Raw genomic sequence first — 25,988 nt, 5'->3', positions numbered from 1 at the left:
GTGTTTTCTACAAAAGTACCTCAAATTAGTTATTTTTACCAAAAATTACAATTTTGATTTCTATCAACACCACCCAAAATAAAAAAGTTTATTTCGCTTCTGATCAACATTTAGGCGCGCCAACTGCCGAAGCTAGTTTTCCTCGAGAACAAAAGTTTGTTCGTTGGTTAAACGAAATTAAAGAAGATGCTGAAGCTATTTTTTTATTAGGTGATCTGTTCGATTTTTGGTTTGAATATAAAACCGTGGTCCCTAAAGGATTTGTACGTGTTTTAGGGAAGTTAGCCGAAATTAAAGATAGCGGAATCCCTATTTATTTTTTTGTTGGAAATCACGATTTATGGATGGCAGATTATTTTGAAAAGGAATTAAACATTCCTGTATTTCATAGTCCACAAGAGTTTTCTATAAACGGAAAAATACTCTTAATTGGTCATGGTGATGGTTTAGGCCCTGAAGACAAAGGCTATAAGCGCATGAAAAAAGTGTTTACATTTAAGCCTTTTAAATGGTTGTTTCGTTGGTTACATCCAGATTTAGGAGTTCGATTAGGACAATACATGTCGGTTAAAAATAAAATGATTTCAGGTGATGATGATGCTAATTTTTTAGGCGAAGAAAACGAATGGCTTGTTCAATATTGCAGGCGTAAATTAGAAACCAAACATTACCATTATTTTATTTTTGGTCACCGTCATCTTCCTTTAGAAATTAAACTAAAAGAAAACAGCACATATATAAACACTGGCGATTGGGTGCAATACTTTACCTATGGTGTTTTTGAAGATGATACTATTCGCTTAACTACTTATAATTAAAATTTTGTTAACACTATACCTTTAACCAACTTTTAACATCTAAAAAAGACGTATTATTGTAGCTTTGTTTCACAAAATTATAATATACTTTAATTACTATGGATGTAGATGTAAGAGCTATTAATGAAAAGATAGAAAGAGAAAGTGCTTTTGTTGATTTATTAACAAATGAAATGAGTAAAGTTATCGTTGGTCAAAAATATATGATTGAGCGATTACTAATAGGACTTCTTGGTAACGGACACATTTTACTAGAAGGTGTACCTGGTTTAGCAAAGACTCTTGCCATTAACACATTGTCTAAAGCAGTACAAGCTAGTTTTAGTCGCGTTCAATTTACGCCAGATTTATTACCTGCAGATATTGTTGGAACCATGATTTACAACATGAAAGAAAATGACTTCATGATTAAAAAAGGTCCAATCTTCGCCAATTTTGTTTTAGCTGATGAGATTAACCGTGCGCCTGCTAAAGTCCAATCTGCTTTATTAGAAGCAATGCAAGAGCGTCAGATTACCATTGGTGATGAAACTTTTAAGTTACAAGAACCTTTTTTAGTAATGGCAACTCAAAATCCTGTTGAACAAGAAGGAACATATCCACTTCCTGAAGCTCAGGTTGACCGTTTTATGTTAAAAACAGTGATTGATTATCCGAAGTTAGAAGATGAGCAAATGATTATGCGTGCCAACCTAAGCGGGAAATTCGAAAAAGTAAATCCGGTTATTTCAGTAGATCAGATTATAAAAGCTCGTGAGGTTGTAAACGAGGTATATATGGATGAGAAAATAGAAAAATATATTTTAGATATTGTATTTGCTACTCGTTATCCTGAACGTTATAATTTAGAAAAATTAAAACCTTTAATCAGTTTCGGAGCTTCTCCTCGTGGAAGTATCAATTTAGCAAAAGCAGCAAAATGTTACGCTTTTATTAAACGAAGAGGTTATGTAATACCTGAAGATGTTCGCGCAATTGTAAACGATGTTTTACGTCACAGAATTGGAATTACGTACGAAGCAGAAGCTGAAAACATTACTTCTTTAGATATTATAAACTCAATAATTAACGAAGTACAAGTACCATAATCAATTATCAAAAAACGACTATCAGTATAAAGTATATTACTGATTATTAAACCTGTTAACTGACTATTGAAAAGAAATGGACACAAAAGAATTACTAAAAAAAGTTCGTAAAATAGAAATTAAGACACGTCGTTTGTCTAATCATATTTTTGGAGGAGAATACCACTCAACCTTTAAAGGACGTGGTATGACTTTTTCTGAAGTACGCCAATATCAATACGGAGATGATATTAGAGCGATTGATTGGAATGTAACTGCGCGTTATAACGAACCTTATATAAAAGTTTTTGAAGAAGAACGCGAACTTACCATGATGTTGGTGGTGGATATTTCTGGCTCTGAATCTTTTGGTACTTCTAACCAATTTAAAAAAGATACCGTTACCGAGATTGCTGCAACATTGGCCTTTTCTGCAACACAAAATAATGATAAGGTCGGATTGATCTTGTTTTCTGATCAAGTAGAGCTTTATATCCCTCCTAAAAAAGGAAAAAGTCATGTATTGCGTATTATTCGAGAATTAATCGAATTTAAACCTAAAAGCAAACAGACAGATATTAGTGAGGCTTTAAAGTTTTTATCAAACATCATGAAAAAGAAAGCCATTGTTTTTATGCTTTCTGATTTTATGGATGACAGTTATGAGCGCACACTAAAACTAGTTGGTAACAAACACGATGTTACTGGTATTAGAGTGTATGATAAACATGATGAGGAAATACCGAATTTAGGAATGGTTCCAATGGTTGATGCCGAAACAGGAAATACACATCTAGTAAACACAAGTTCGTCATCTGTAAGAAATCAATACAAAGTAAATGCTTTAAAATTGGTTGATTATTTCGAAACCACTTTTAAGAAAAGTGGTTCAGGAACCATAAATACACGCGTAGATGAAAGCTATGTAACAAAATTATTAGGTTATTTTAAACGAAAATAAAAACTACCTATTTTAATCGACAAGATAAAAATGAAGACTACATTACTCTACATATTCTTACTTATTTATGGCGTTGGATTTGCACAGTCTAACAAAATAAAGGTTGAAATTGACACTACCAACATTCGAATTGGAGAGCAATTTCAATACAAAATTTCGGTAGATGAAACTGAAAACGTTATCCTACCTAAATTAAATAATTTAAAAGGACTAGAGATAATTGATACTTTAAAAATTGATACTGTTAAAAATAAATTAATTCAAAAATATATTTTAACAGGTTTTGATAGTGGTGCTTTTTATATTCCGCAGCAACAGGTTTTCATTAAAAATCAACCTTATTTAACAGATAGTTTATTAATTAATGTAGCAACAGTTGCTATTGATACCACTAAAATTAAAAAATTCCCTATTAAAGGAATAAAAGGAGAAGCATATCAATTTGATGATTTTAAAAACTATTTCTGGTGGGCATTTGCTATCCTTATTGTAATAGGGTTATTACTTTATTTCTTTGTTATCAAAAAGAAAAAAGAAGCAGAAGAAGAAATTATTGTTCCGTTATTACCACCTTATGAAGAGGCTATTGAAAAACTGCAAGAGCTAGATAAAAAACTATTGTGGCAAAACAATAAAATTAAAAAATATTATAGTGAGTTAACCGAAATTGTAAGAGGTTATATAGAAAGGGAATTAAACATACCTGCACTAGAAATTACGACGGATGAATTGGTAGCTATTTTAGACGATTTAAACGAAATAAAATCTATTGAAACAGATAAAGAAACGATTTATAAGTTACGAAAATTATTACAAGAATCTGATTTAGTAAAGTTTGCTAAATCTAAACCTATGGCACATCAAATTGAAGCTGACCGAAAAGATGCCAAGAGTGTCTTAGATAATTTGAAACCTAAAAAAGAAGTAATAGAAGATGAAGTGGAATAATTTTGAATTTCATAGTCCCGAATTTTTATGGTTGCTAGTCTTAATTCCGTTATTAGCTTTCTGGAATTACTATTCTAGAAAAAAAGATAGCGCACAATTAACAATATCTAGTGTTAAAGGTTTTAAAGTGCAAGGTTCAATTTTATCGAAATTAAAGCCTTTATTGTACTTATTACGACTAGCAGCTTTAACATGTTTGGTTATTGCTTTAGCAAGACCAAGAAACGTAGCGGTAAGTAAAAAAACGAAAACAAATAAGGGTATTGATATTGTTATGGCAATTGATGTATCTGCAAGTATGTTGGCTAAAGATTTAAAGCCAAATCGACTAGAAGCCCTTAAAAAAGTGGCGGTTGATTTTGTAAATCGTCGACCAAATGATAGAATCGGTATTGTAGTATATGCTGGTGAAAGTTTTACCCAAACACCAATTACAAGCGATAAATCTATCATTAAAAGAACCATTTCTGAAATTAAATGGGGACAATTAGAGGGTGGAACTGCTATTGGTATGGGATTAGGATCTGCTGTAAACAGGTTAAAAGAAAGCAAAGCAAAAAGTAAAGTTATTATTCTTTTAACAGATGGTGTAAACACCGCAGGTTTTGTAGATCCGAAAACAGCAACCGAACTAGCAAAAGGAAAGGGCATTAAGGTATATACTATAGGAATTGGAACTAACGGAATAGCAGATTTCCCTTGGGCAAAAGATCCTAGAACAGGTAAAATTTCTTTTAGAAAGCAACAAGTTGAAATAGATGAAGATTTATTAAAACATATTGCAAAAGAAACAGATGGTAAATACTTTAGAGCTACCGATAATTCTAAATTAAAAGCCATTTATGATGAAATTGACAAGCTTGAAAAAACAAAAATAGAAGAATTTAAATACTATAATTATACTGAGAAATACAGATTACTAGTATTTTTAGCCGGTATCTTTTTATTACTAGAATTCACATTAAAAAACACTTTATTTAAAAGCTTTATATAAACAATGTATCGTATAGAAGAACCAATATATTTTTATCTGTTTGCAATTATTCCAATAATAATTGTTATTTTCTTGTTGGTTTTATGGTGGAAAAAACGCACTCAGAAAAAATTTGCAAGTGCAAAACTATTAGCAAAAATTGCTCCGAATTCATCTACATTTAAATCGGTTGTAAAATTGATTTTCTTATTAATCGGGCTGTCATTTTTAATTATCTCCTTGGTAAATCCAAAAATGGGAACCAAATTAAAAACCGTAAAAAGAGAAGGTGTTGATGTAGTTTTTGCTTTAGATGTTTCTAAAAGTATGTTGGCTGAAGATATTGCGCCAAATAGATTAGAAAAATCAAAGCAAATTATTTCTAAAATTATTGATAAACTAGGAAGCGATAGAGTTGGAATAATTATTTATGCAGGTAATGCGTATCCGTTGTTACCAATTACAACCGATCATGCTGCTGCTAAAATGTTTTTGCAAAATGCAAATCCAGATATGGTTTCGAGCCAAGGAACAGCAATTAATGAAGCCTTAAACTTAGCAAAAACCTATTATAATAATGACGAACAAACCAATCGTTTTTTAATTATTATTTCTGATGGTGAAGATCATCAAGAGGAAACAAAACAAGTTGCTCAAAATATTTCTAACGAAGGCGTAAAAGTATATACAATTGGCGTTGGTACTGAAAAAGGAGGGCCGATTCCTATAAAATTAAATGGCGCACTTATTGGTTATAAAAAAGATAGAAAAGGAGAAACCGTAATTACCAAAAGAACAACAACTGTTTTACAAGATATTGCGGAAGCATCCGAAGGAAAATATATTGACGGTAATAGAACTGATAATCCTGTTGATATTATTGAAAACATTATTACCAATGCTCAAAAAAGTGAGTTTGAAACAAAACAATTTTCTGATTATAAAGATCAATTTCAGTGGTTTTTAGGAATCGGATTGCTATTTTTAATTATTGATTTATTCTTTTTCGAAAAGAAGACGAAATGGGTTAAAAAAGCAGATTTATTTAACGAAGAAGGTTCATAGAACTTATTTTATAAGAAATGAAACAACTACAAAACATACTATTATTATTTTTAATGTTGATTACTATAAATGTATCAGCACAGCTAGACACCTTAAAACTGCAGCGTGAAGCGAGGGGTTTATTGCGTGAGGGTAATAAGTTATATAATAAACAAAAATTTAGTGATGCCGCAATTTCTTACCGAAAGGCGCTTGGGAAAAACAGCACATACGACAAGGCGAGCTACAATTTCGGAAATACGCTGTATCAAGAAAAAAAATATAAAGAAGCTGTTGCGCAATTTGAAGTAACCGCAAAAACATCGAAAGATAAATTTGATAAAGCAGAAGCGTATCATAATATTGGAAATGCACAAATGGAGCAAAAACAATATCAGCAAGCTGTAAATGCTTATAAAAATGCGTTAAGAAGGAATCCGAATGACGATGAAACCCGTTATAACTTGGCTGCTGCTCAAAAAGATTTAAAAAAGCAACAAGAGCAAGACAAGAAAGATAAAGACAAGGATAAAAAAGACGAGAAAGATAAAAAGAATCAGAAAGACGACAAGGACAAGAAGAAGGATCAGAATAAAGATAAAAAAGGCGACGACAAGGATAAGAAGGACGATAAAAAAGATCAAGAAAATAAAGACAAACAAGATCAAAAAAAGCCTGAAAAGAAAGATCAAAAACCGCAACCAAAACAAGCACAAATGTCTCCTGAGCAAATGAAGCAATTGCTAGAGAGTTTGAATAACGAGGAAAAGAAGACACAAAAGAAAATGAATGTTAAAAAATCGAAAGGAAAAAAGGTGAAACAAGAAAAAGATTGGTAATCTTATCTTTTTTTACACTTAACTCTTTTTAATGTTTTTTTGAAAATGAATATGAAGTTTAAACTATATACATCATTATTACTCCTTTTTATAACCTTAACTATTAATGCGCAAGAATCAGCATTAAAAGCAACTGTTAGTAAAAACAAACTAGGTGTTAACCAACGTTTACGTGTTGAGTTTTCGACCAATAAACAAGGAGCAGATAATTTTAAAGCGCCTAACTTTAAAAACTTCAAAATAGTTGGAGGTCCAAGCCAATCCGTTAGTCAATCTTGGATAAACGGAAAAGTTACCTTCTCTAAATCTTACACCTATATTATTCAGCCTAAACAAAAAGGTGAATTTAATATTCCACCAGCAACTATAGAAATTGGAGGAAAAACTATAAAATCAAATACCGTAAAAGTTATTGTTTTAAGCGCTGTTGATATTCCTAAAAACCCTAACGACCCAAATTATATAGCACAACAAAACATTCATTTAGTTGCAGAGCTTTCTAAATCGCAACCTTATGTTGGTGAAAGTGTTTATGTTGAATATCGCCTTTATTTTAGTGATAATGTAGGTATTTATGACAATGCTATTACAGAGGCTCCGCAATATAACGGCTTTTGGAATCAAGAAATAAAAAGAAACGGAACCCCTGTAAAAACAGGAATGTATAATGGTGAACGTTATCGGTACGCTGTACTCCATAAAGCTTTATTAGTGCCTACCAAAAACGGTAAACTAACAATAGACCCTATGAAGATGGATATTATTGTTGCGGTACCTACAGGTCGAGCTGATTTTTTTGGAAATGTAATAACAAAACAAGTTCGAAGAGAGTTTTCATCTGCTAAAAAAGTAGTTCGCGCAAAAGCCTTACCGCTAACTAATAAACCTGAAAATTTTACAGGCGCAGTTGGTGATTTTTCTTTTGATGTTTCACTTAACAAGGGTTCTTTAAAAGCAAACGAATCTTCGTTAATAAAAGTAGAAGTTAACGGAAAAGGAAACTTAAAACTATTTGAGCTTCCTAAAATAGAAACACCTGAAGAACTTGAAATTTACCAGCCAGAAAGAAAAGAAAGAGTTAGCGTTACTTCTAGCGGAATAAATGGATCTGTTAGCGACACTTATACTGTTGTTCCTGAATTTAAAGGAAAATACAAAATTCCGAAAACGAGCTTTTCTTATTTTGATCCGAAGAAAAAAACGTATAAAACCATAGTTACAGATGATTTATATGTCGATGTTTTAGAAGGTAAACCACTACCAAAAAATCAGTCAGATATTGTTGTAAAACAAGATGTAAAAATTACTGGAGATGATTTTAAATACCTACAGACGACTACAAGTTTTGAGCCTGTAAAAACAACCAGCTTTTTTAATTCTATCTTGTTTTACCTATTATTATTCCTACCAATAATTTCGATTCCTTTTGTTATTTTTATCAACAAGAAAAAAGAAGAACGAAATGGTGATATTGTTGGAAATAAAAAACGAAAAGCAGATCGATTGGCTAAAAAATATTTATCTGAAGCACAAAAAAAATTAGGAAATAAAGAAGCGTTTTATGAATCTTTAGAAAGAGCATTGCATAATTATTTAAAGGCCAAACTAGGTATAGAAACGTTGGATATTAGCAGTGAAAAAATCACCCTATTATTAGAAGATAAACAAGTAGATAATACAACTATAAATAGTTTTATAGAGGTTTTAAACGATTGCGATTTTGCTAGGTATACACCAATTACAAACCTGCAAATGGAGCAAGAGTACGAAAAGGCAAAAGAAGTAATAACACAATTAGATAGACAATTATAATGAGACAGGTTATTGTATTAATATTGTTTTTTACATCAACAGTTCTGTTAGCCCAAACAGCTGATAGTTTATTTACCAACGCAAATACTTTGTATAAAAACGGTAAATACCAAGAAGCTATTAAATTATATGAAACAATAGAAGCTTCTAAAAAGGTTTCATCTGAATTGTATTATAATTTAGGAAATGCCTATTATAAATTAAATAAAGTAGCACCCTCTATTTACAATTACGAAAAAGCAATTCTGTTAAACCCTTTAAAGGATGATGCTAAAAATAATTTAGTTATAGCTAAAAAGTTAACTTTAGATAGAATAGAAGAGCTTCCTAAATCTATTTTCCAAAAAATAAATGATAACTTTTTACAAAAAATGTCCCATAATACTTGGGCTATAATTGTTCTTTTATTTTCTTTTTCGGCTGCTGTTTTGTACTTGTTTTTTTACTTTTCGGATACTCCAAATAAGAAAAGATTCTTTTTTACAACTAGTATTTTATCTTTTTTACTATTAATTGCAACTTTCGCAATTACGTATTCACAGTATAATCAAGCAAAAAAAACAATAGAAGCGATTGTTTTTTCTGAAGAGGTTGAAATAACAAATGCGCCCACAAATGACAGTAGTGAAATATTCACACTTCATGAAGGTACCAAGGTAAAAGTAATAGATACAGTTGATAAATGGAATAAAATTAAACTAGTAGATGGTAAAATAGGATGGTTGCTCTCTAAAAATTTAAAGAAATTATAACATTTTAAGTCTATAAATTTAGTTATTTTTGTTTTTCTATTTAAAAACTAAGTTTTATTTGAAATCTAGAATAGCATTTTTCTTTATTATTTTATTCGCAGGTATTATTATTACACCTACGGTTATATCGTTGATTGATAAAAATCAAGACATTACTGTTTTTTTAGAATTAAATGAAGAAGAAGAAAATAAGAACCATAAAGTACTAAAAGTTTTAGAATTAAAAACCTCTTTATTGGCAAACAATACTTCTGTTTTCTTTAATGATGTTCAAAAAAAGAAAAATGTTCGTTTTAAATCAAAAGACTACATTTCTCAACACCCTAAAATATTAACTCCACCTCCCGAGTTAACATAGCTTACTACATTTTTTTAAAGTAACTCTCTTTTTTTTGAGATTACAAACACATTTTACTATCTTTTTTCTTAAAAGAAAAAAAGATCAAACAATCGATTATATTTAATTTATGAAAAAATTATTCTCAAATTTCAAAGGAGATTTATTTGGTGGTATTACTGCCGGAATTGTAGCCCTACCCTTAGCATTAGCCTTTGGTGTTAGTTCTGGTTTGGGCCCAAGTGCTGGTTTATACGGTGCTATTTTTATTTCATTCTTTGCAGCGCTTTTCGGTGGTACAGATACTCAAATATCTGGACCTACCGCACCTATGACCGCTGTAAGTATGGTGGTTATCGCTGGTATTATAGCTGCGAATGAAGGTGATGTATCAAAAGCGTTACCTGCTATTCTAACAGTATTTTTACTTGCTGGTTTATTCCAGGTTGCTTTAGGCGTTTTAGGTATGGGAAAGTACATACGATATATCCCATACCCTGTAGTCTCTGGATTTATGACCGCTATTGGTGTGATTATCTTAGTTACACAAATTTTACCATCTGTTGGTTATTATGCAAAAGAAGATGCTCAATTTGTAGAACAGTTTAAACCTTTAGCAGAAGAGTTAATCTTAGAAAATATTTTAAAAGATGAAGCTGGAGAAAAAATTTTAGTGTTAGAAAACTTTGAAGAAACAGTTTCTAGGGCACAAAAAATAACGCAGGCAGATATTTTAAAAGAGAGCGAAACATTAGCTGGTAAAGAAGCTTCAGGTGTTTTAGGAACTTTTAAGGTATTGCCAAGAGCATTAAAAAATATTAATTGGCTTGAATTAATATTAGCATTAGGAACTATTTTTATTATCTATGGATTTAAACGTATTACAACCGCAGTACCTAGCACATTAGTTGCTTTAGTTGTGATGACAAGTATTGCCATTGGTTTTTCATTGCCTTATCGTGCAATTCAAGAAATCCCTGGAGGATTTCCAATTCCGAATATGGATATTTTTACCAGCTTTAGTTTTTCCGGTATTACTCCGTATATTTTCACTGCCTTAACCTTATCGTTATTAGGAGCCATTGACTCTTTATTAACATCGGTAGTTGCTGATAATATGACAAAAACAAAGCACAAACCAAATAAAGAATTAATTGGTCAGGGTATTGGAAACAGTATTGCTGCAATTTTTGGTGGTATTCCTGGTGCAGGTGCAACAATTCGTACGGTTGTAAACATTAATTCTGGTGGTAAAACCAAATTATCTGGTATGGTGGCTGGTATTATGTTATTAGTTATTTTATTAGGGTTAGGACCTATTGCTTCTAAAATTCCTGCAGCAGTATTAGCAGGTATTTTAATTACTGTTGGTATTGGTGTTATGGATTATAAAGGTTTAAAAGCAATACCGAATTTACCTCGTGATGCTAAAATCGGACCTTTCAAAATAAGCTCTGAAGTTATTATTATGCTAGTTGTAATGCTTTTATCTACTTTTTGGAATTTAGTATACGCTGTAGGTATTGGTTTAATAATTGCCTCTTTAATGTTTATGAAGAAAATTGGAGATTTAACTGCCGATCGTTCTGATGTAAAATCACTAGACGAAGAAGCTTGGCCTGATGAAGTTAGTTTTCCTCAAGAATTAAAACAAGAGATTTTTATAAAGCATATAAAAGGACCATTATTTTTTGGGTCTACAAGCGATTTTCAGGCACTTTCTCAGCAAATACCCAATACTGCATCTACAGTAATTATGCGTTTAGGTAGAATGCAATATATGGATCAATCTGGTTTATATGCAATGGAAGATATGCTGCAAGATTTAAAGAAAAAAAATATTGATGTCTTGTTTGTAAACTTATTAAAACAACCAAGATATATGATGGAACGAATAGGTATCATTCCCGAATTTATTCCGAAAGACCACATCTTTAAAAACTTTAATTCTTGTGTTCTATGGATAAAACAAAACGTAAAAGACGAATTTAAAAAATAAAAAAATGAGAAATACAGCGATAACCAAAAATGTACAAAGTGCATTAACACCTAAAGGAGTTTTACAAAACTTACTAGAAGGAAATGAGCGTTATGTTGCAAATAACTTAACTGCAACTAATGTAACAGAATTGGTAAAACAAACTATAGATGGGCAATTCCCAAAAGCAGTAATTTTATCTTGTATAGATTCTCGCGTGCCTGTAGAATTAGTTTTCGACCAAACAATTGGTGATATTTTTGTTGCTCGTGTAGCAGGAAACTTCGAAAATGTTGATATTTTAGGTTCAATGGAATACTCTTGTGCAGTTGCAGGAAGTAAATTGGTATTTGTTTTAGGTCACGAAAGTTGTGGAGCGGTAAAAGCTGCTTGCGACGGTGTAGAGCTTGGTAATATTACAGCAATGTTAGATAATATTGCTCCTGCTGCTAAATTAGCTGCAGAACAAGTTGACGGAGAAGCAAACTCTACAAACACTACGTTTGTTGCTAAAACTGTTGAAAACAATGTGAAATTAACCATTGAGCGTATCCGCGAAAAGAGTAAAATTTTACAAGAAATGGAAGATAACGGAGAAATTACCATCGTTGGTGGTGTATACTCTTTACATACTGGTAAAGTAACCATGTTGTAATTCTATAATTTCTTTTAAAAGCTAAAAACCCGAAGTTAATAACTTCGGGTTTTTTTATATATCAACTTCTAAATTTTCTTTAATTTCGGGAATTGTTACTTCGCCATCATCTTTAATTATTGATGGAAAAATTGTTGGCGCTATTTTTTTTACTGGAGCATATAAAATAGATTTTTCTAAATTTTCTTTGTTTACAAACGGAATCGTATCATTCATTTTTCCGAAAAAAATAAAAACAACACTTAAAATTAATCCGATTTTTAAAGCACCAAAAACACCTCCTAAAATTTTATTTATAATTCCTAATGAAGCAAAATCTGCTATTTTAGTTAATACCTTACCCAATAAAGAAATCGTAATTATAATAACAATAAATGTTGCTGCAAAGGCTGCTAATGAAATATATTTTTCATCCCAAGAAACACTGCCTTTTAACCAATCGGCAATAAAATAAGAAAAGTGTATTGCGCCATAAACTCCAGCAATCAAGGCTACCAAAGAAGCAACCTCTACAAACAAACCTTTCATCAATCCTCGTATAAAACCAAAAAGAAGTAAGGCCGCAATAATAATATCAAACGTATTCATAGATGTAAAATAATAACTTTTTAAGTAAAATACACGCATAAAGTAATTATGTGTGCCGATTGTGCACCAAATATACACAACTCATTTGTATCTTTGCACTCTTAAAAAACACAGATGGAGAAAGAAATTAACTTAAAGGAAAAATGGAATTTTCTGATAAAAAATTTATCAGATCAATTTGCCGATGGTGATGAGTTAAATGTAGATGCCGTTATTTATTTAATTGGCGTACAAGAATTAGGACAAGGACAGCGAAAGTTTAAAAAAGACGAAAAAGTAAACTTAATGCATATTGCTATTTGTAAGCTTTTAGAGCCTTACGGATATTACGAATTCGATTTTTTTGATGAAGATGGTTGGCCTCATTATAAAACGTTAACCGAATTACCAAGTTTAAAACCTGGTGAACAATCTGTCTTAATAAAAGAAGCAATTATTAATTATTTTGAATTGATTGATTTTTTTAAGTAATTTTTTATAAATCCCGTCATTACGAGAAAGAATAACAAAGTAATTTTACTTTCAATTAAAAAAATTACTTCATTTTATTCACAATCACCTATAAATTTTTAACTTAAGTAACACTTAGTTTTCGAATCATTTTTGATAAGATATTAGGGAAAAAACGTTTTACATACACGGCTAAACGTTCTTTGGCTCCGCCGATATATACTTCCTCGCGTTTATTTTTTATTGCCTTTATCATTAGTTTAGCAAAACGATCAGGGTCTATTCCGTTGGCAGTTGCACTGTCCATTTTATTTTGCGGTGTTCCATCCCCTGTTAATGCATTCTTAGAAACATTGGTAGTTACAAAACCCGGGCAAACTAAAGTTACCGAAATATTATCGTTGTAATGTTCGGCACGCAAACTATCAAAAAAACCATGCAACGCATGTTTTGTTGCTGCGTAAGATGATCGTAACGGAGTACCAATTTTACCAACAATACTAGTAGTTACCACAAAATAACCAGATTTGTTTTTAATAAAATGTGGCAATAATGCTTTTGTTAACGCCACGGTTCCTATATAATTAACATCCATTAAGCGTTTATCAACAGAAATATCCGTGTTTATAACCAATGAACGCTGACTTAAACCTCCATTATTTACCAAAACATCTATCGTTCCAAAGCATAACATTGCCTCTTTAACTTTAGAACTCATATTTTCATGCTTTTCTAAGTCAAGTGTGACTATTTTTACTTTCGATGTATTTTTACACTTACTTTTAACCTCTTCTAACGCATTTTTATTTCTTGATGATAAAATTAAATTTACACCATAGTTAGATAATTCTATTGCTAATGATTTACCAATACCCGACGAGGCTCCGGTAATCCAAAACACGTTGTTTTTCAGCTGCATATTTTTATATTATAAATAAACTTCTCTAAAAATAAGCAAGAAAAAATAAAAATGGTACACTTCTTGGAAAGAAGTTAGCAAATGATTAGTTTTAAATATTATTTACAAACCTTTAAATTATAATGATGAAAAAATTACTGGCTTTATTAATACTTGCCACTTCTATAGCTAACGCTCAATATACAGTTAAAGGAACCTTGACTCCTCCTGAAAAAACTGACTGGGTAATTCTTTATAAAATAGAAGGAGCGAAGCAAAAATTTGTAGCAAACACAACTATTAAATTTGATACAATTCTTGTTGGCGGGGCAAATCAAGTGTTAGGTAGATTTCAATTCGACTTAAAAGATGATACTAAACCTGGTGCATATAGAGCTACTTATAGAAATAAAGGCGCTGGTTTTGTAGATTTTTATTTTAACAAAGAGAATGTAGAATTTATATTCAATCCTAAATATCCAGATCAATCTGTTGTATTTACTGCTTCTAGAGAAAATAAATTATTAAACGAATACTCACTAGCTTATGCAGAAATTCAAAATAAAGTTGATTTAAACCAAGCTACTTTTATTACTGAAGAAAATAAAGATGCAAAAAAAGCTTACAAAAAAGCATTAAATGAGCTTGAAGATTTGCAAGATATGTACGAGAATAAATCGGAAGGCATGTTGGTAAATCATTTTATTAAAGCTTCTCAAAGATACAACGAGTCTAATCCTTTCGATAATATGGAAGAGTATTTGGCCTCTACAAATGATAAGTTTTTTGAGTACATCGATTTTAAAAGTGATGTTTTATATAATTCTTCTTTTTTAGTTGATCGTATTTCTGATTATGTTTTTTACTTAAACTCATCTGAAGATAGCCAGATACAAAGAAAACTACTAAGACGCTCTGTTGTTAGAGTTATGGAAGAAGTTCCTAACGGAAAATTAAGAAAAGCTGTTGTCGAATTTCTTATCAATTCTTTAACTAACAAACGTAATGGCGAAGCTGTAGATTGGGTCTTCTCTACTTACTATGATGTATTACCAGATGACCAACAAGATGCTGAATTTAAAAAAGAAAAACTACAATTATTAAGTGCTACCGTTGGTAGAATTGCCCCTGATTTTTCTTGGAAAGAAGGTGATAAAGAAATGAAGTTATCTACTTTAAATGATGGTGAAAAATATTTATTAGTATTTTGGAGTACAGGTTGCCCTCATTGTGTTGATGAAGTTCCTGAATTAGATAAATATATGAATGAAAATCATGAAAACGTTTCAGTAATTACATTCGGAATTGAAAATGATGAAATAGCTTGGACAGAGTTTGTTAAAAAACTTCCTTATTCACATAATGCAATTGGAACGCACCCAGAGTATAAATTTGATAACGAAACGGTACAGAAATACAATTTACTAGGCACACCATCGTATTTTATATTAGATGCTAACAAAAAAATTATAGCAATGCCTAACCTGTTAGAAAATGTAAAAGACTATTTCAAAAAAGGATAAAGAATACTATTTTTAAAAACAAAACCCCAACAATTAAATTGTTGGGGTTTTGTTTTTAAAAATATAAGAAAGCATCTTCTATATGATGTATCTTATAATTGTTTTTATTTTTTAATACCGCAATAATATCAAATCGTACTTCTAGGTCTAAATCTTTTTCGATTACATAATTATCTATTGCCATAACTAGTAATTTTATTTTCTTTGTATTTACAAAATCTTGCGGATTTCCGAAATAAGTACTCGATCGTGTTTTAACTTCTACTGCTACTAAAACATTTTCTTTTTGTGCAATAATATCAACTTCAGCTTTTTTAAAACGGTAGTTTTTTTCAATAATTACATAGTCATTATCCTGCAAATAATCAATTGCTAACCCCTCCCCTTTTTTACCAAGATCATTATGTTGTGCCACTATTTAAAATTTACCGTTGCTACTTTTTCTTTGATATTTAACGTAATATTTCTCCCCATAATTAAAGCTCTATTATCTGGTTCGTGACCTGCTGGGAAATTAAATAATACTGGTGTGTTTTTTGGAATCACCTCTAAGATTAATTGCTCAATTGTGCTTCCCCAAGGCGTAGTATTTTTCTTAACCTTAGTCATATCACCAACAATAACTCCTTTTATTTTTGTAAAATATCCCGCACGCTTTAAGCTTTGCAGCATGCGATCTATCGAATATTTATATTCTCCTATTTCTTCAATAAATAAAATTTTACCTTCTGTTGAAATCTGGCTTTCAGAACCTAGCATAGATGCTAAAATGGCAATATTTCCTCCTACTAATTCTCCATTTACTTTTCCTAATCGATTGTGTTTCGAACTCGCAATTTCATACTCTAAATCTTCACCAAACAATGCTTTTTTAAGCGATTCAACACTTTTTGCTATTACTTCAGGCGCGTCTTGCATACTTGTCCCCATAATTCCGTGAACGGTTTCTACACCTACATTATGAATATGGTTATGAAAAGCTGTTATATCAGAGTAACCAATTACCCATTTCGGATTTTCTTTAAACTTCGTGAAATCTAATTTATCTAATATTCTTACTGAGCCATAACCACCTCGAGCCGCCCAAATTGCTTTTATATTCGGGTTATCTAAAGCTTCTTGAAAATCTTCACAACGCTCTTCATCAGTTCCTGCAAAATGATGCGCTTGGTTAAATAAGTGTTTTCCGTACACAACTTCTAAGCCCCAACTTTCCGCTAATTGCTTTGCTTTATCTATAACATGTTTCCTGTTTTTTAATATTCCAGCAGGCGCTACAATTGCAATTGTATCTCCTTTTTGTAAAAAAGGCGGCGTTATTAATTTCATAGTTTTTGTTTGCGAAAAAGCTATTAAAGCTGTTAAGAAAAAAGATAATACTAGTACACTTCTCTTCAAAATAGTGTCTTATTTTTTTATGCTATTAATATATAAAGTCTAATCTATCAAATGTACCTATTTTATAACAGTTTAAAAAATTGCTTTTTCGTACTTTTGCACTTTAATTTTAGCAGAAGAAAATGACTACACCAAAAAGATATACAATTACAGCAGCATTACCTTATACAAACGGGCCAATTCATATTGGTCATTTAGCAGGTGTGTATGTTCCTGGAGATATTTACACACGTTTTTTACGTCAAAAAGGTAAAGATGTAATTTACATTTGTGGTTCTGATGAGCACGGTGTAGCGATACCAATGCGTGCAAAAAAAGAAGGTGTTACTCCGCAAAATATTATAGATAAATACCATGGAATCATCAAAAAATCTTTTATTGATTTCGGAATTTCATTTGATAATTATTCACGTACATCATCTGAAGTCCATCATAAAACAGCCTCTGATTTTTTTATAAAAATGTACAATGATGGCGAGTTTATAGAAGAAGTTACAGAGCAGTTATACGACGCCGAAGCAAATCAATATTTAGCAGATCGTTTTGTCGTTGGTACTTGTCCTAAATGTGGAAATGAAGAAAGCTACGGAGATCAATGTGAAAAATGTGGTACAAGTCATAATGCAACAGATTTAATCAATCCGAAATCAGCAATTACCGGTAATGCACCTTCTTTAAAAGAAACAAAACATTGGTTTTTACCATTAGATAAACACGAAGATTTTTTACGTAAATGGATCGTTGAAGGTCATAAACACGATTGGAAGCCTAATGTTTTAGGGCAATGTAAATCTTGGATTGATGACGGATTACGCCCAAGAGCCGTAACACGCGATTTAGATTGGGGAATTCCTGTACCTATTGAAGGAGCGGACGGAAAAGTATTATATGTTTGGTTCGATGCGCCTATCGGTTACATTTCTTCTACTAAAGAATGGGCTACTCGTGAAGGTAAAAACTGGGAAGATTATTGGAAAAAAGACGACACTAAATTAGTACACTTTATTGGTAAAGATAATATTGTATTTCATTGTTTAATTTTTCCATCGATGTTAAAAGCACATGGCGATTTTATTTTACCAGAAAATGTACCAGCAAACGAGTTTTTAAATTTAGAAGGAAATAAATTATCAACGTCTAAAAACTGGGCGGTTTGGTTACACGAATATTTAGAAGATTTCCCGAATCAGCAAGATGTATTGCGTTATACTTTAACAGCAAACGCACCCGAAAGTAAAGACAACGATTTTACTTGGAAAGATTTTCAAGCAAAAAACAACAATGAGTTAGTAGCAATTTTCGGTAACTTTATAAACCGTGTAGTTGTTTTAACCAATAAATATTACAAAGGGCAAGTTCCTGCTGCAGGAGAATTTTCTGAAGTTGATGAAGATACTTTAGCTAGCTTAAAAGAATTCCCGAATGTAATTGCAAAATCTATTGAGCGCTACCGTTTTAGAGAAGCATCTCAAGAGTTAATGAATTTAGCGCGTTTAGGAAACAAGTATTTAGCTGATGAAGAGCCTTGGAAAATGATTAAGGTCGATGCAGAACGTACTAAAACAATTATGAATGTTGCCTTACAAATTGCTACAGGATTAGCTGTTTTATCTGAACCTTTTTTACCTTTTACTTCTACAAAATTGAAAAACATATTAAACATCAATTCGAGCGCAGACGAGAATTTAACTTGGTCAGCTGTTTCTGAAAAAAATATTTTAATTGTTGATAATCATCAAATAAATGAAGCTGAATTACTATTCGCTAAAATTGAAGATGCCGAAATTCAGGCGCAATTAGATAAATTAGAAGCTACAAAAAAAGCAAATGAAGCTGAAAACAGAGTTTTAGAGCCTCAAAAGGAAACCATTGAATTTGATGACTTTACTAAAATAGACATTCGTGTTGGTACAATTATCGAAGCTGAAAAAGTAGCTAAAACTAAAAAGCTTTTAAAGCTTACTGTTAATGTTGGTTTAGATACAAGAACCATCGTTTCTGGTATTGCCGAAAGCTTTAAACCTGCCGATATTATTGGACAACAAGTTAGTGTAGTTTGTAATTTAGCGCCACGTAAATTAAAAGGTATAGAAAGTCAAGGAATGATTTTAATGACCGATACTCCTGATGGTAAATTAGCCTTTGTACAACCTTCAGAAAAGGTAACTAACGGTGAATTTATTTCTTAGATAAAAACACCATTTTAGTATATTCGTAACCTCGCAAATTATTGCGAGGTTTTTTATTTTAATTAATTTTATGAAAAGAATTTATTTATCACTTATTCTCTGCTTATTTTTTTCTTCAATATTCTCACAAGAAAAAATTGCTAGTTTTAAAAATCATCTAAAAACAAACGATACAAATATTAAAGATGTTATACCCATTGTTAATAAAGAAAATGATGAACTAGCAATGTTTATTGTAGATGCAAAAAAAGTATATGCTTATAAATTAAATAATAAATTTAAAGTTACCGGAGAATTATCTTCAGGAACTAAAAAAAGAAAATATAAAATTCTTTTAGGTAGTTCAATCAATGAAAATGATTATCGTATTTTTTTAAGCAATAAAGAAAAAAATAAATACGCTTCAGTAAATTTTTCTTTTACGGATAAAAAAACAGTAATGAATGAATTTGTATTTCCAAAAGATGAAGTATTTATTCAAACTATTACTCATTTAAATAAATTTTATTTATTCACTGCTTCAAACATCATTGGAAAATTATACTTATATAGTTTTGATCAACAAGGTAATCCAAAAAAAAATGAGATTAATTTAAATGGAAATATGCTTGTTGATAAAAAAAATAACCTAACCAAAATAACAGATTTATTGTTAAAATCTAATACTGGATTTGCAACTGTAAATGAATCCTCTTTAAGAAAAATTGAAAAAGATACTCCTAACTCAATTGAATCTGTGTCTGAGTCAAAAAAAATGTATACCAGAGGTAGTGATATTGTAATTACATTTGATAATCATAAAAAATTTACTCAAGTAATATCAATCAATATTGAGACAAAAGAACTTATCACAAAAATATTTAATAAACCTTTAAAAAATATAAAGTCTATAAAAAAGAAAACAAATTCTTTTTTATATGATGACTATATTGCTGTTATTGCTGGAACTAAAGATGTTTTTTCTATGTATCTTTTAGATTATAATACTGGTAAATTTATAAAAGAATATTCCGTTTCAAAGGATGAAAAAATAGGCTTTAAGAATTCTCCTATCATACAAAAAGGAGGTTATTATAATAGTCATCGAGAACTTGAAAAAACTAAAAAGTTTTTACGAAAAATTACTTCACAAAAAATTGGTATTTCAATTATTAAAAATAAAGATAATAACTATCAGTTTACCATAGGTGGTTACGCAAAGCAAGCCTCAGGAGGAGGAATGATGATGGGCGGTTTTGGTGGTGTAGCAATGGCAAGTTTTGGTGGTGCTAAACTATTTTTTAATCCAACAATGCTAGCGTATAATTCATTTGAAAACACAAAATCAACAAGAATCGAATGTGTTTTTAATCAGAAACTTGAGCATATAAAAGATGCTAAAGTTCAAAAAAATGTTTTTGATAAAATTAAAAAGTTTCCAACTCCATACAAAGCTGCTGAAACAGTTTTTAGATATAAAGATTATTTTATTAAGGGAGATAATAATTCATTTGGCAAAACGTATACCTTAAAAAAGTTCACAAACTAATACTATACATAAAAAACAACATTTTAGTATATTCGTAACCTCGCAAATTATTGCGAGGTTTTTTATTTTAAACATTACGCTATGCAACTCCTCAATTATATAATTTCTCGTACAACTATTTCTCAAAAATCAATTCAAAGCACCATTGAGTTGTTAAATGAAGATTGTACCATTCCGTTTATTGCGCGTTACCGAAAAGAAAAAACAGGGGATTTAGATGAAGTTGAAATCGGACAAATAGTGCAGTTAAAAGAACAATTTGAAGCTTTAGAAAAAAGAAAAGCTACAATTCTTAAAGCGCTGGAAGAACAAGATGTTTTAACCAATGAGTTAAAAGTTAAAATCGAAAAAACTATCGATCTTACTGCGTTAGAAGATATTTATCTTCCATATAAAAAGAAACGTAAAACCAAAGCCGAAACTGCACGTAAAAACGGGTTAGAACCGTTGGCGAAGATGATTATGAGTCAGCGCGTAAATGATTTAAGTTTTACCGCTTCGAAATATATAAATGATGCAGTAGATTCGGAAGACAAGGTCTTAGAAGGTACTCGTCATATTATTGCTGAATGGATAAATGAACGTACTGATGTTCGTAATAATATCCGTCACCAATTAGAGCGTTATGCTACTATTTCTACAAAAATTATTAAAACTAAAATAGCTGACGAGAAAGCACAGAAATTCAAGGATTATTTTGAGTGGGAAGAAAATCTAAATCGCATTCCATCTCACCGATTATTAGCAATTCTTCGTGCCGAAAAAGAAGGTTTTATCCGTGTAAAAATATCAATTGATAATGAAAGAACCCTTCAAAAAATTGAAGATAGAATTATCAACTCTCAAAACGATTGTACTACTCAAATTGAGTTAGCAGTTGCTGATGCTTATAAGCGATTACTATTACCTTCTTTAACCAACGAAGCAATGACGCTTGCAAAGGATAAAGCGGATGAGAACGCAATAACCGTATTCGCAAAAAATTTACAACAATTGTTATTAGGCTCTCCTTTAGGTGAAAAACGTATTTTGGCTATCGATCCTGGTTTTAGATCGGGTTGTAAAGTAGTTTGCTTAAATAAGCAAGGTGATTTATTGCACAACGAAAATATTTATCCGCATGCACCTCAACATCAATCTACTGAAGCTAAAAATAAAATTAATTCACTAGTTGACAAACATCAAATAGAAGCCATTGCTATTGGTAACGGAACCGCATCAAGAGAAACTGAACAATTAATAAAAAGTATTCCGTTTAAAAACAACATTGATGTTTTTGTGATAAGTGAAGCCGGAGCCTCTATTTATTCAGCCTCTAAAATTGCAAGAGATGAATTTCCTGACTATGATGTTACCGTTCGTGGCGCTATTTCTATTGGAAGAAGATTAGCAGATCCTTTAGCTGAATTGGTTAAGATTGATGCAAAATCTATCGGAGTTGGGCAATATCAACACGATGTAGAACAATCGAAATTAAATAAATCGTTAGATACCGTTGTAGCACATTGTGTAAATAAAGTAGGTGTAAATATAAATACAGCAAGTGCTTCGTTGCTAAGTTATGTTTCTGGTATTGGTCCGAAATTAGCAGAAAACATTGTGAATTACCGAAACGAGAATGGCGCATTTAAAAATAGAATTGCTATTAAAAAAGTGCCACGTTTAGGCGGAAAAGCATTTGAGCAATCTGCCGGATTTTTACGTATTAAAAATAGCGACAATCCTTTAGATAATTCTGCCGTACACCCAGAACGTTATTCTTTAATAAAACAAATGGCAAAAGATACTGGTTGTAAATTAGCAGATTTAATAGGCAATACAACAGCTTTAAAACAACTAAAACTACAACAGTATATTACTGATTCTTTTGGTTTACCTACGTTACAAGATATTGTAAAAGAATTGGAAAAACCCGGACTCGATCCGCGTGAAAAAGCAAAAGCTTTTAGTTTTAACGAACATATTAAAACCATCGATGATGTAAGATCTGGAATGATACTTCCGGGAATCGTAAACAACATCACAAACTTTGGTTGTTTTGTTGATATTGGCGTTAAAGAAAGTGGCTTAGTACATGTTTCTAACCTTTCTAATACGTTTGTTAAAGATGTTAGTGAGCATGTAAGCCTGCAACAACATGTAGAAGTAAAAGTGTTAGAAGTTGATGTGCAAAGAAAAAGAATTCAACTTTCTATGAGTTACAACCATTCTTAAAAACTGTTTTATCTCTCTAAATAACCTTAACCCGTCATTTTATTATAAAAAATAAGCTCAGCATTAAAATTAACGCTGAGCTTATTCATCTAAAAATATTACTTTCTTGTTGCCTTAGTTATTAATTATCCATGAAAAATAATATAATTTACCAATTTGTCCAGTTCCTGGAGCAACAAAGTATTCTTTACCAAACAAGTTCGTTCCACCTATTTTAAATTTAGATTTTATTGATGGTATTCTATAATTTAATTGTGCATCTATAACTGTTCTTGCATCTACTTGACCTTTTACAAAAGTTGAAACCCATCTAAATTCGTCTTGCCATCTTGCATTTACATTAAATCCAAAATTTTTAAAAAGTTTCTCATTTCCAAATTGAGCTTTTACTGTGTGCTTAGGTGTATTAAAATTTGGTTCAAATGACCCATAATCTAAATCTTCTTTCATTTCATAATTTGCGAAATTATAGTTGAAACCTAAACTATAGTTTTTAAACATTTTTGCATGCACACCTAAACCTAAACCATATGAATGCACTTGTGATTTAGCATTTGTGATTAAATTAAACTCACTTACATTACCAATTTGTACTGCAGTAGTTGCATCAGCATCTAATTGTCCTGTTGCTATAACCTCACCAATATTAGGCACAGTAATATCTTGATAAAATACAAAATCGTTATGAAAACTATAATAAGTATTAAAATCTAAATATAAGTTTGACCCTGCAACACTTAAAAGCCCTCTATAACCTAGTTCAAAAGTTTTAACTTCTTCTGCCACTATACTATTGTAATCTGACTTAATTAAAAACTCATTATTTGTTATGAATTCTGGATCATAAATTGACCTTGTTAATAGTGAGTTATTAATTAAATCACCTCCTGTTACAGCTGTTGTAGCTCCATCAATTCTTCTTAAATTATCATAAACAGAACCAACAGTCGTTTTCCTTGCTGAAGGAGCGAACATATATTGCTCTTGAATAGTGGGATTTCTAAACCCTGTCTGAAAAGAAGCTCTTACAATTTGATCATTATCTTCTCCTAATGAATAGTTAAGCGCAACTCTTGGTGAATAGTTTGATTTAAAGTTTTCAGATTTATCATAACGTATAGACCCCGTAAACTTCAATTTATCATCTAAAAATTTCTTTTGAATTTGCGTGTAAAAACCATATTCTTCAATACTTATTTCTTCTATAGCATCATTAAAAATAGTTCCTTTAGAATCAGGATTGTAATTTCTATAAGATCCTCCTATTTGAACATCAGCCCAGTTATCTAAGAAACTTTTAAGGTTATAATTACCATCAACATGTGAATAAGAACTTCTGTCATAAATCTTACTTCCTCCTTCGGTTACCAATCTTGAGGTAATTGAATTAAACCCATTATTAAATTCTTGTGTACCTGGATTTAATCTAAATTGATCTGCCGATGCTCTAGCTAATGTCCTTACACTCTCGTCAACATCACTCGCGTTAAATGGATTACCTGAAGGCCCAATAAGCGCTGAGTAATTAGAAACTAAAGCATCTATATAGTTAACAGCATAATAATCACCCCAAGTTGGTATGTAACCTGTTGTACCTGCTAAAACTGGCACTTTAGCATCTGCCAATCTATTTAATCCTTGAGCTGTTCTTGTTAAATCATAAGTATCTCCGGCATCATTACGAGTGTAATACCCTCTAACAAAAAAATTATCTCCTTTTACTTCTAACTTAGATTGACCTATATAATAATTACGCTGTGCAAACCTTGATGTTATTCCTTGAAACATATTATCACCCTTAGCCAATCTAGTTGCTAAAATAACCTCTAATGATTCATCTTTAAAAGGGCGATAATGTAAAGATGTTGAAAATTTCAAATTCTTAGACTTGTAATCTTTTAATAACTCACTCTCGGTGTATCCTTTTCTACTTACATGCGTTCCTACAGGGAATTTAAACGTTGATCCATCATCATTAGATGAAGCTGGTAAATAACCTAAAAAAACAAGTATTGGAGTCGAACTGCTTAAATCAGCAAAATCTTCATCACCATATGTATTAATTCCATCATAATCTACTGGAGTATCAAAACTTCCATCGATTATTTCATTAGTGTCAATCTTCTTATTTCTAGAGTCCGTAGCATGCCATTCTTCAGCTTCATAATATGAAAAATTCACCTTAGCAGCAAAAGTTTCGCTAAATTTATAAGCCATACGTACTGTAGCGTCATAAAAAGGATTGTTTCCTGCTGCTTTCTGACTAGTAGTACCACTTTTTAATAAGAAACTTACTCCTGAATAATCAAACGGGTTTTTGGTATTCATTAACATAATACCATTATAAGCATTTGCTCCATATAATGCTGAAGATGCTCCTGGTAATATCTCTACACTTTTAATATCTAGCTCTGAAACACCTGATAAGTTACCTGCACTAAAGTTTAAAGCAGGTGCAGCCGTATCCATACCATCAACCAATTGCACAAATCTTGAGTTACCAAAATCTGCGAAGCCTCTGGTATTTATAGATTTGTATCCATAACTAATTTCTCTAGCATCGACTCCTTTTAAATTGGCTAATCCATCATAAAACGAATTTGAACTACTTTTTTTGATATCTGTTAAGCCTAATCGTTCAATAGTAACTGGAGATTCTATAATTCTCTCTGGCACTCTTGAAGCAGATATAACTACTTGATCTAACAAGAGATTTTCTTTAAGAATTACGTTGACACTATTTTCTGATGTAACTACAATGGTCTCTGTTCTATAACCAAAGGCTGAAACATTTATTGTTTGAGGAAATTTACCCTTTAATAAAATTGTAAAGACACCCTCTTCATTTGATGTTGTAATTTTATTACCTCCTACAATTTCTGCACTGTAAAATGGCTCTAAATACTCATCATATACTATTCCTTTTATTTTTACTTGTGAATACATTGTTGCAACGCATAAAGTAAAAACAATCATTATTAATTGTTTTTTTAACATTTGAAAATTATTATAAAGT

22 protein-coding genes are annotated in these 25,988 nt (G+C 31.1%); 17 read left to right on the top strand and 5 right to left on the bottom strand.

What is annotated here, in order from left to right:
• Positions 1-53 precede the first annotated feature (53 nt).
• From ACQ629_RS09485 to ACQ629_RS09430, 12 genes are all read left to right on the top strand, one after another.
• The gene (locus ACQ629_RS09485; protein ID WP_483704438.1) at positions 54-818 is read left to right on the top strand and encodes a UDP-2,3-diacylglucosamine diphosphatase; all 765 of its coding nucleotides are present in this window, start codon (positions 54-56) and stop codon (positions 816-818) included.
• 98 nt (positions 819-916) lie between these two features.
• Positions 917-1,906: an AAA family ATPase gene (locus ACQ629_RS09480; RefSeq protein WP_483704436.1), complete on the top strand. Its 990-nt coding sequence runs from the start codon at positions 917-919 to the stop codon at positions 1,904-1,906.
• 76 nt (positions 1,907-1,982) lie between these two features.
• The gene (locus ACQ629_RS09475; RefSeq protein ID WP_483704434.1) at positions 1,983-2,846 is read left to right on the top strand and encodes a DUF58 domain-containing protein; all 864 of its coding nucleotides are present in this window, start codon (positions 1,983-1,985) and stop codon (positions 2,844-2,846) included.
• Positions 2,847-2,876: 30 nt separating this feature from the next.
• On the top strand, positions 2,877-3,794 hold the full coding sequence (locus ACQ629_RS09470) for a hypothetical protein (protein WP_483704432.1): 918 nt from the start codon (positions 2,877-2,879) through the stop codon (positions 3,792-3,794).
• Complete coding sequence (locus tag ACQ629_RS09465) at positions 3,781-4,788, top strand: vWA domain-containing protein (RefSeq protein WP_483704430.1); 1,008 nt, start codon at positions 3,781-3,783, stop codon at positions 4,786-4,788. Before ACQ629_RS09470 ends, ACQ629_RS09465 begins: the two co-directional genes overlap by 14 nt.
• A 3-nt stretch (positions 4,789-4,791) precedes the next feature.
• Positions 4,792-5,832 carry a VWA domain-containing protein gene (locus ACQ629_RS09460; protein WP_483704428.1) on the top strand — a complete coding sequence of 347 codons (1,041 nt, stop codon included), beginning with the start codon at positions 4,792-4,794 and terminating at the stop codon, positions 5,830-5,832.
• Positions 5,833-5,849: 17 nt separating this feature from the next.
• Positions 5,850-6,650 carry a tetratricopeptide repeat protein gene (locus ACQ629_RS09455; protein ID WP_483704426.1) on the top strand — a complete coding sequence of 267 codons (801 nt, stop codon included), beginning with the start codon at positions 5,850-5,852 and terminating at the stop codon, positions 6,648-6,650.
• A gap of 51 nt (positions 6,651-6,701) precedes the next feature.
• The gene (locus ACQ629_RS09450) at positions 6,702-8,462 is read left to right on the top strand and encodes a BatD family protein (protein ID WP_483704424.1); all 1,761 of its coding nucleotides are present in this window, start codon (positions 6,702-6,704) and stop codon (positions 8,460-8,462) included.
• Positions 8,462-9,214: an SH3 domain-containing protein gene (locus ACQ629_RS09445; RefSeq protein ID WP_483704422.1), complete on the top strand. Its 753-nt coding sequence runs from the start codon at positions 8,462-8,464 to the stop codon at positions 9,212-9,214. Before ACQ629_RS09450 ends, ACQ629_RS09445 begins: the two co-directional genes overlap by 1 nt.
• A 58-nt stretch (positions 9,215-9,272) precedes the next feature.
• Complete coding sequence (locus tag ACQ629_RS09440) at positions 9,273-9,572, top strand: hypothetical protein (protein ID WP_483704420.1); 300 nt, start codon at positions 9,273-9,275, stop codon at positions 9,570-9,572.
• Positions 9,573-9,681: 109 nt separating this feature from the next.
• The gene (locus ACQ629_RS09435; protein ID WP_483704418.1) at positions 9,682-11,550 is read left to right on the top strand and encodes a SulP family inorganic anion transporter; all 1,869 of its coding nucleotides are present in this window, start codon (positions 9,682-9,684) and stop codon (positions 11,548-11,550) included.
• Between the two features lie 4 nt (positions 11,551-11,554).
• Complete coding sequence (locus ACQ629_RS09430; RefSeq protein WP_483704416.1) at positions 11,555-12,184, top strand: carbonic anhydrase family protein; 630 nt, start codon at positions 11,555-11,557, stop codon at positions 12,182-12,184.
• 54 nt (positions 12,185-12,238) lie between these two features.
• Here the strand turns inward: ACQ629_RS09430 and ACQ629_RS09425 are convergent, their stop codons facing one another.
• Positions 12,239-12,772, bottom strand: a complete 534-nt coding sequence (locus ACQ629_RS09425) for a CvpA family protein (protein ID WP_483707195.1) — start codon at positions 12,770-12,772, stop codon at positions 12,239-12,241.
• A gap of 114 nt (positions 12,773-12,886) precedes the next feature.
• Between ACQ629_RS09425 and ACQ629_RS09420 the strand changes: the two genes are divergently transcribed.
• Positions 12,887-13,243, top strand: coding sequence for a hypothetical protein (locus ACQ629_RS09420; protein WP_483704414.1), 357 nt, complete (start codon positions 12,887-12,889; stop codon positions 13,241-13,243).
• 103 nt (positions 13,244-13,346) lie between these two features.
• On the opposite strand, the gene ACQ629_RS09415 is transcribed toward ACQ629_RS09420, so the two are convergent.
• A complete protein-coding gene (locus ACQ629_RS09415) occupies positions 13,347-14,141 on the bottom strand; it encodes an SDR family oxidoreductase (RefSeq protein ID WP_483704412.1) in 795 nt (264 codons plus the stop codon).
• 125 nt (positions 14,142-14,266) lie between these two features.
• Here ACQ629_RS09415 and ACQ629_RS09410 point away from each other — a divergent pair, with 125 nt between their 5' ends.
• Entirely contained in the window at positions 14,267-15,643 is a 1,377-nt protein-coding gene (locus ACQ629_RS09410) for a redoxin family protein (protein WP_483704410.1), read from the top strand.
• Between the two features lie 55 nt (positions 15,644-15,698).
• On the opposite strand, the gene ACQ629_RS09405 is transcribed toward ACQ629_RS09410, so the two are convergent.
• Together ACQ629_RS09405 and ACQ629_RS09400 are read right to left on the bottom strand one after the other, a co-directional pair.
• Complete coding sequence (locus tag ACQ629_RS09405; protein ID WP_483704408.1) at positions 15,699-16,058, bottom strand: YraN family protein; 360 nt, start codon at positions 16,056-16,058, stop codon at positions 15,699-15,701.
• Positions 16,058-16,972 (bottom strand): S66 peptidase family protein, encoded by a 915-nt coding sequence (locus ACQ629_RS09400; protein WP_483704406.1) that lies wholly within the window; start codon positions 16,970-16,972, stop codon positions 16,058-16,060. Before ACQ629_RS09400 ends, ACQ629_RS09405 begins: the two co-directional genes overlap by 1 nt.
• Positions 16,973-17,163: 191 nt before the next feature.
• Here ACQ629_RS09400 and metG point away from each other — a divergent pair, with 191 nt between their 5' ends.
• The 3 genes from metG (at position 17,164) to ACQ629_RS09385 (ending at position 22,972) form a co-directional block, all read left to right on the top strand.
• Positions 17,164-19,230 (top strand): methionine--tRNA ligase, encoded by a 2,067-nt coding sequence (gene metG / locus ACQ629_RS09395; RefSeq protein ID WP_483704404.1) that lies wholly within the window; start codon positions 17,164-17,166, stop codon positions 19,228-19,230.
• Between the two features lie 70 nt (positions 19,231-19,300).
• Entirely contained in the window at positions 19,301-20,758 is a 1,458-nt protein-coding gene (locus ACQ629_RS09390) for a hypothetical protein (protein WP_483704402.1), read from the top strand.
• 81 nt (positions 20,759-20,839) lie between these two features.
• Positions 20,840-22,972, top strand: coding sequence for a Tex family protein (locus ACQ629_RS09385; protein ID WP_483704400.1), 2,133 nt, complete (start codon positions 20,840-20,842; stop codon positions 22,970-22,972).
• A 114-nt stretch (positions 22,973-23,086) separates the two neighbouring features.
• Here the strand turns inward: ACQ629_RS09385 and ACQ629_RS09380 are convergent, their stop codons facing one another.
• Positions 23,087-25,969 (bottom strand): TonB-dependent receptor plug domain-containing protein, encoded by a 2,883-nt coding sequence (locus tag ACQ629_RS09380; RefSeq protein WP_483704398.1) that lies wholly within the window; start codon positions 25,967-25,969, stop codon positions 23,087-23,089.
• Between the last annotated feature and the right edge of the window lie 19 nt (positions 25,970-25,988).

The organism is Tenacibaculum sp. SM2510 (genome assembly GCF_057002845.1).
Note: the sequence above shows the minus strand (reverse complement) of the source record. Positions and strands in the feature narration are given on the sequence as shown.

What these genes read in the sequence shown, in the direction of transcription:
- ACQ629_RS09480 (WP_483704436.1), top strand. Translation starts at nt 917, where the DNA reads ATGGATGTAGATGTAAGAGCTATTAATGAAAAGATAGAAAGAGAAAGT.
- ACQ629_RS09475 (WP_483704434.1), top strand. Translation starts at nt 1,983, where the DNA reads ATGGACACAAAAGAATTACTAAAAAAAGTTCGTAAAATAGAAATTAAG.
- ACQ629_RS09470 (WP_483704432.1), top strand. Translation starts at nt 2,877, where the DNA reads ATGAAGACTACATTACTCTACATATTCTTACTTATTTATGGCGTTGGA.
- ACQ629_RS09465 (WP_483704430.1), top strand. Translation starts at nt 3,781, where the DNA reads ATGAAGTGGAATAATTTTGAATTTCATAGTCCCGAATTTTTATGGTTG.
- ACQ629_RS09460 (WP_483704428.1), top strand. Translation starts at nt 4,792, where the DNA reads ATGTATCGTATAGAAGAACCAATATATTTTTATCTGTTTGCAATTATT.
- ACQ629_RS09455 (WP_483704426.1), top strand. Translation starts at nt 5,850, where the DNA reads ATGAAACAACTACAAAACATACTATTATTATTTTTAATGTTGATTACT.
- ACQ629_RS09450 (WP_483704424.1), top strand. Translation starts at nt 6,702, where the DNA reads ATGAAGTTTAAACTATATACATCATTATTACTCCTTTTTATAACCTTA.
- ACQ629_RS09445 (WP_483704422.1), top strand. Translation starts at nt 8,462, where the DNA reads ATGAGACAGGTTATTGTATTAATATTGTTTTTTACATCAACAGTTCTG.
- ACQ629_RS09435 (WP_483704418.1), top strand. Translation starts at nt 9,682, where the DNA reads ATGAAAAAATTATTCTCAAATTTCAAAGGAGATTTATTTGGTGGTATT.
- ACQ629_RS09430 (WP_483704416.1), top strand. Translation starts at nt 11,555, where the DNA reads ATGAGAAATACAGCGATAACCAAAAATGTACAAAGTGCATTAACACCT.
- ACQ629_RS09425 (WP_483707195.1), bottom strand. Translation starts at nt 12,772, where the DNA reads ATGAATACGTTTGATATTATTATTGCGGCCTTACTTCTTTTTGGTTTT.
- ACQ629_RS09420 (WP_483704414.1), top strand. Translation starts at nt 12,887, where the DNA reads ATGGAGAAAGAAATTAACTTAAAGGAAAAATGGAATTTTCTGATAAAA.
- ACQ629_RS09415 (WP_483704412.1), bottom strand. Translation starts at nt 14,141, where the DNA reads ATGCAGCTGAAAAACAACGTGTTTTGGATTACCGGAGCCTCGTCGGGT.
- ACQ629_RS09410 (WP_483704410.1), top strand. Translation starts at nt 14,267, where the DNA reads ATGAAAAAATTACTGGCTTTATTAATACTTGCCACTTCTATAGCTAAC.
- ACQ629_RS09400 (WP_483704406.1), bottom strand. Translation starts at nt 16,972, where the DNA reads ATGAAATTAATAACGCCGCCTTTTTTACAAAAAGGAGATACAATTGCA.
- metG (WP_483704404.1), top strand. Translation starts at nt 17,164, where the DNA reads ATGACTACACCAAAAAGATATACAATTACAGCAGCATTACCTTATACA.
- ACQ629_RS09390 (WP_483704402.1), top strand. Translation starts at nt 19,301, where the DNA reads ATGAAAAGAATTTATTTATCACTTATTCTCTGCTTATTTTTTTCTTCA.
- ACQ629_RS09385 (WP_483704400.1), top strand. Translation starts at nt 20,840, where the DNA reads ATGCAACTCCTCAATTATATAATTTCTCGTACAACTATTTCTCAAAAA.
- ACQ629_RS09380 (WP_483704398.1), bottom strand. Translation starts at nt 25,969, where the DNA reads ATGTTAAAAAAACAATTAATAATGATTGTTTTTACTTTATGCGTTGCA.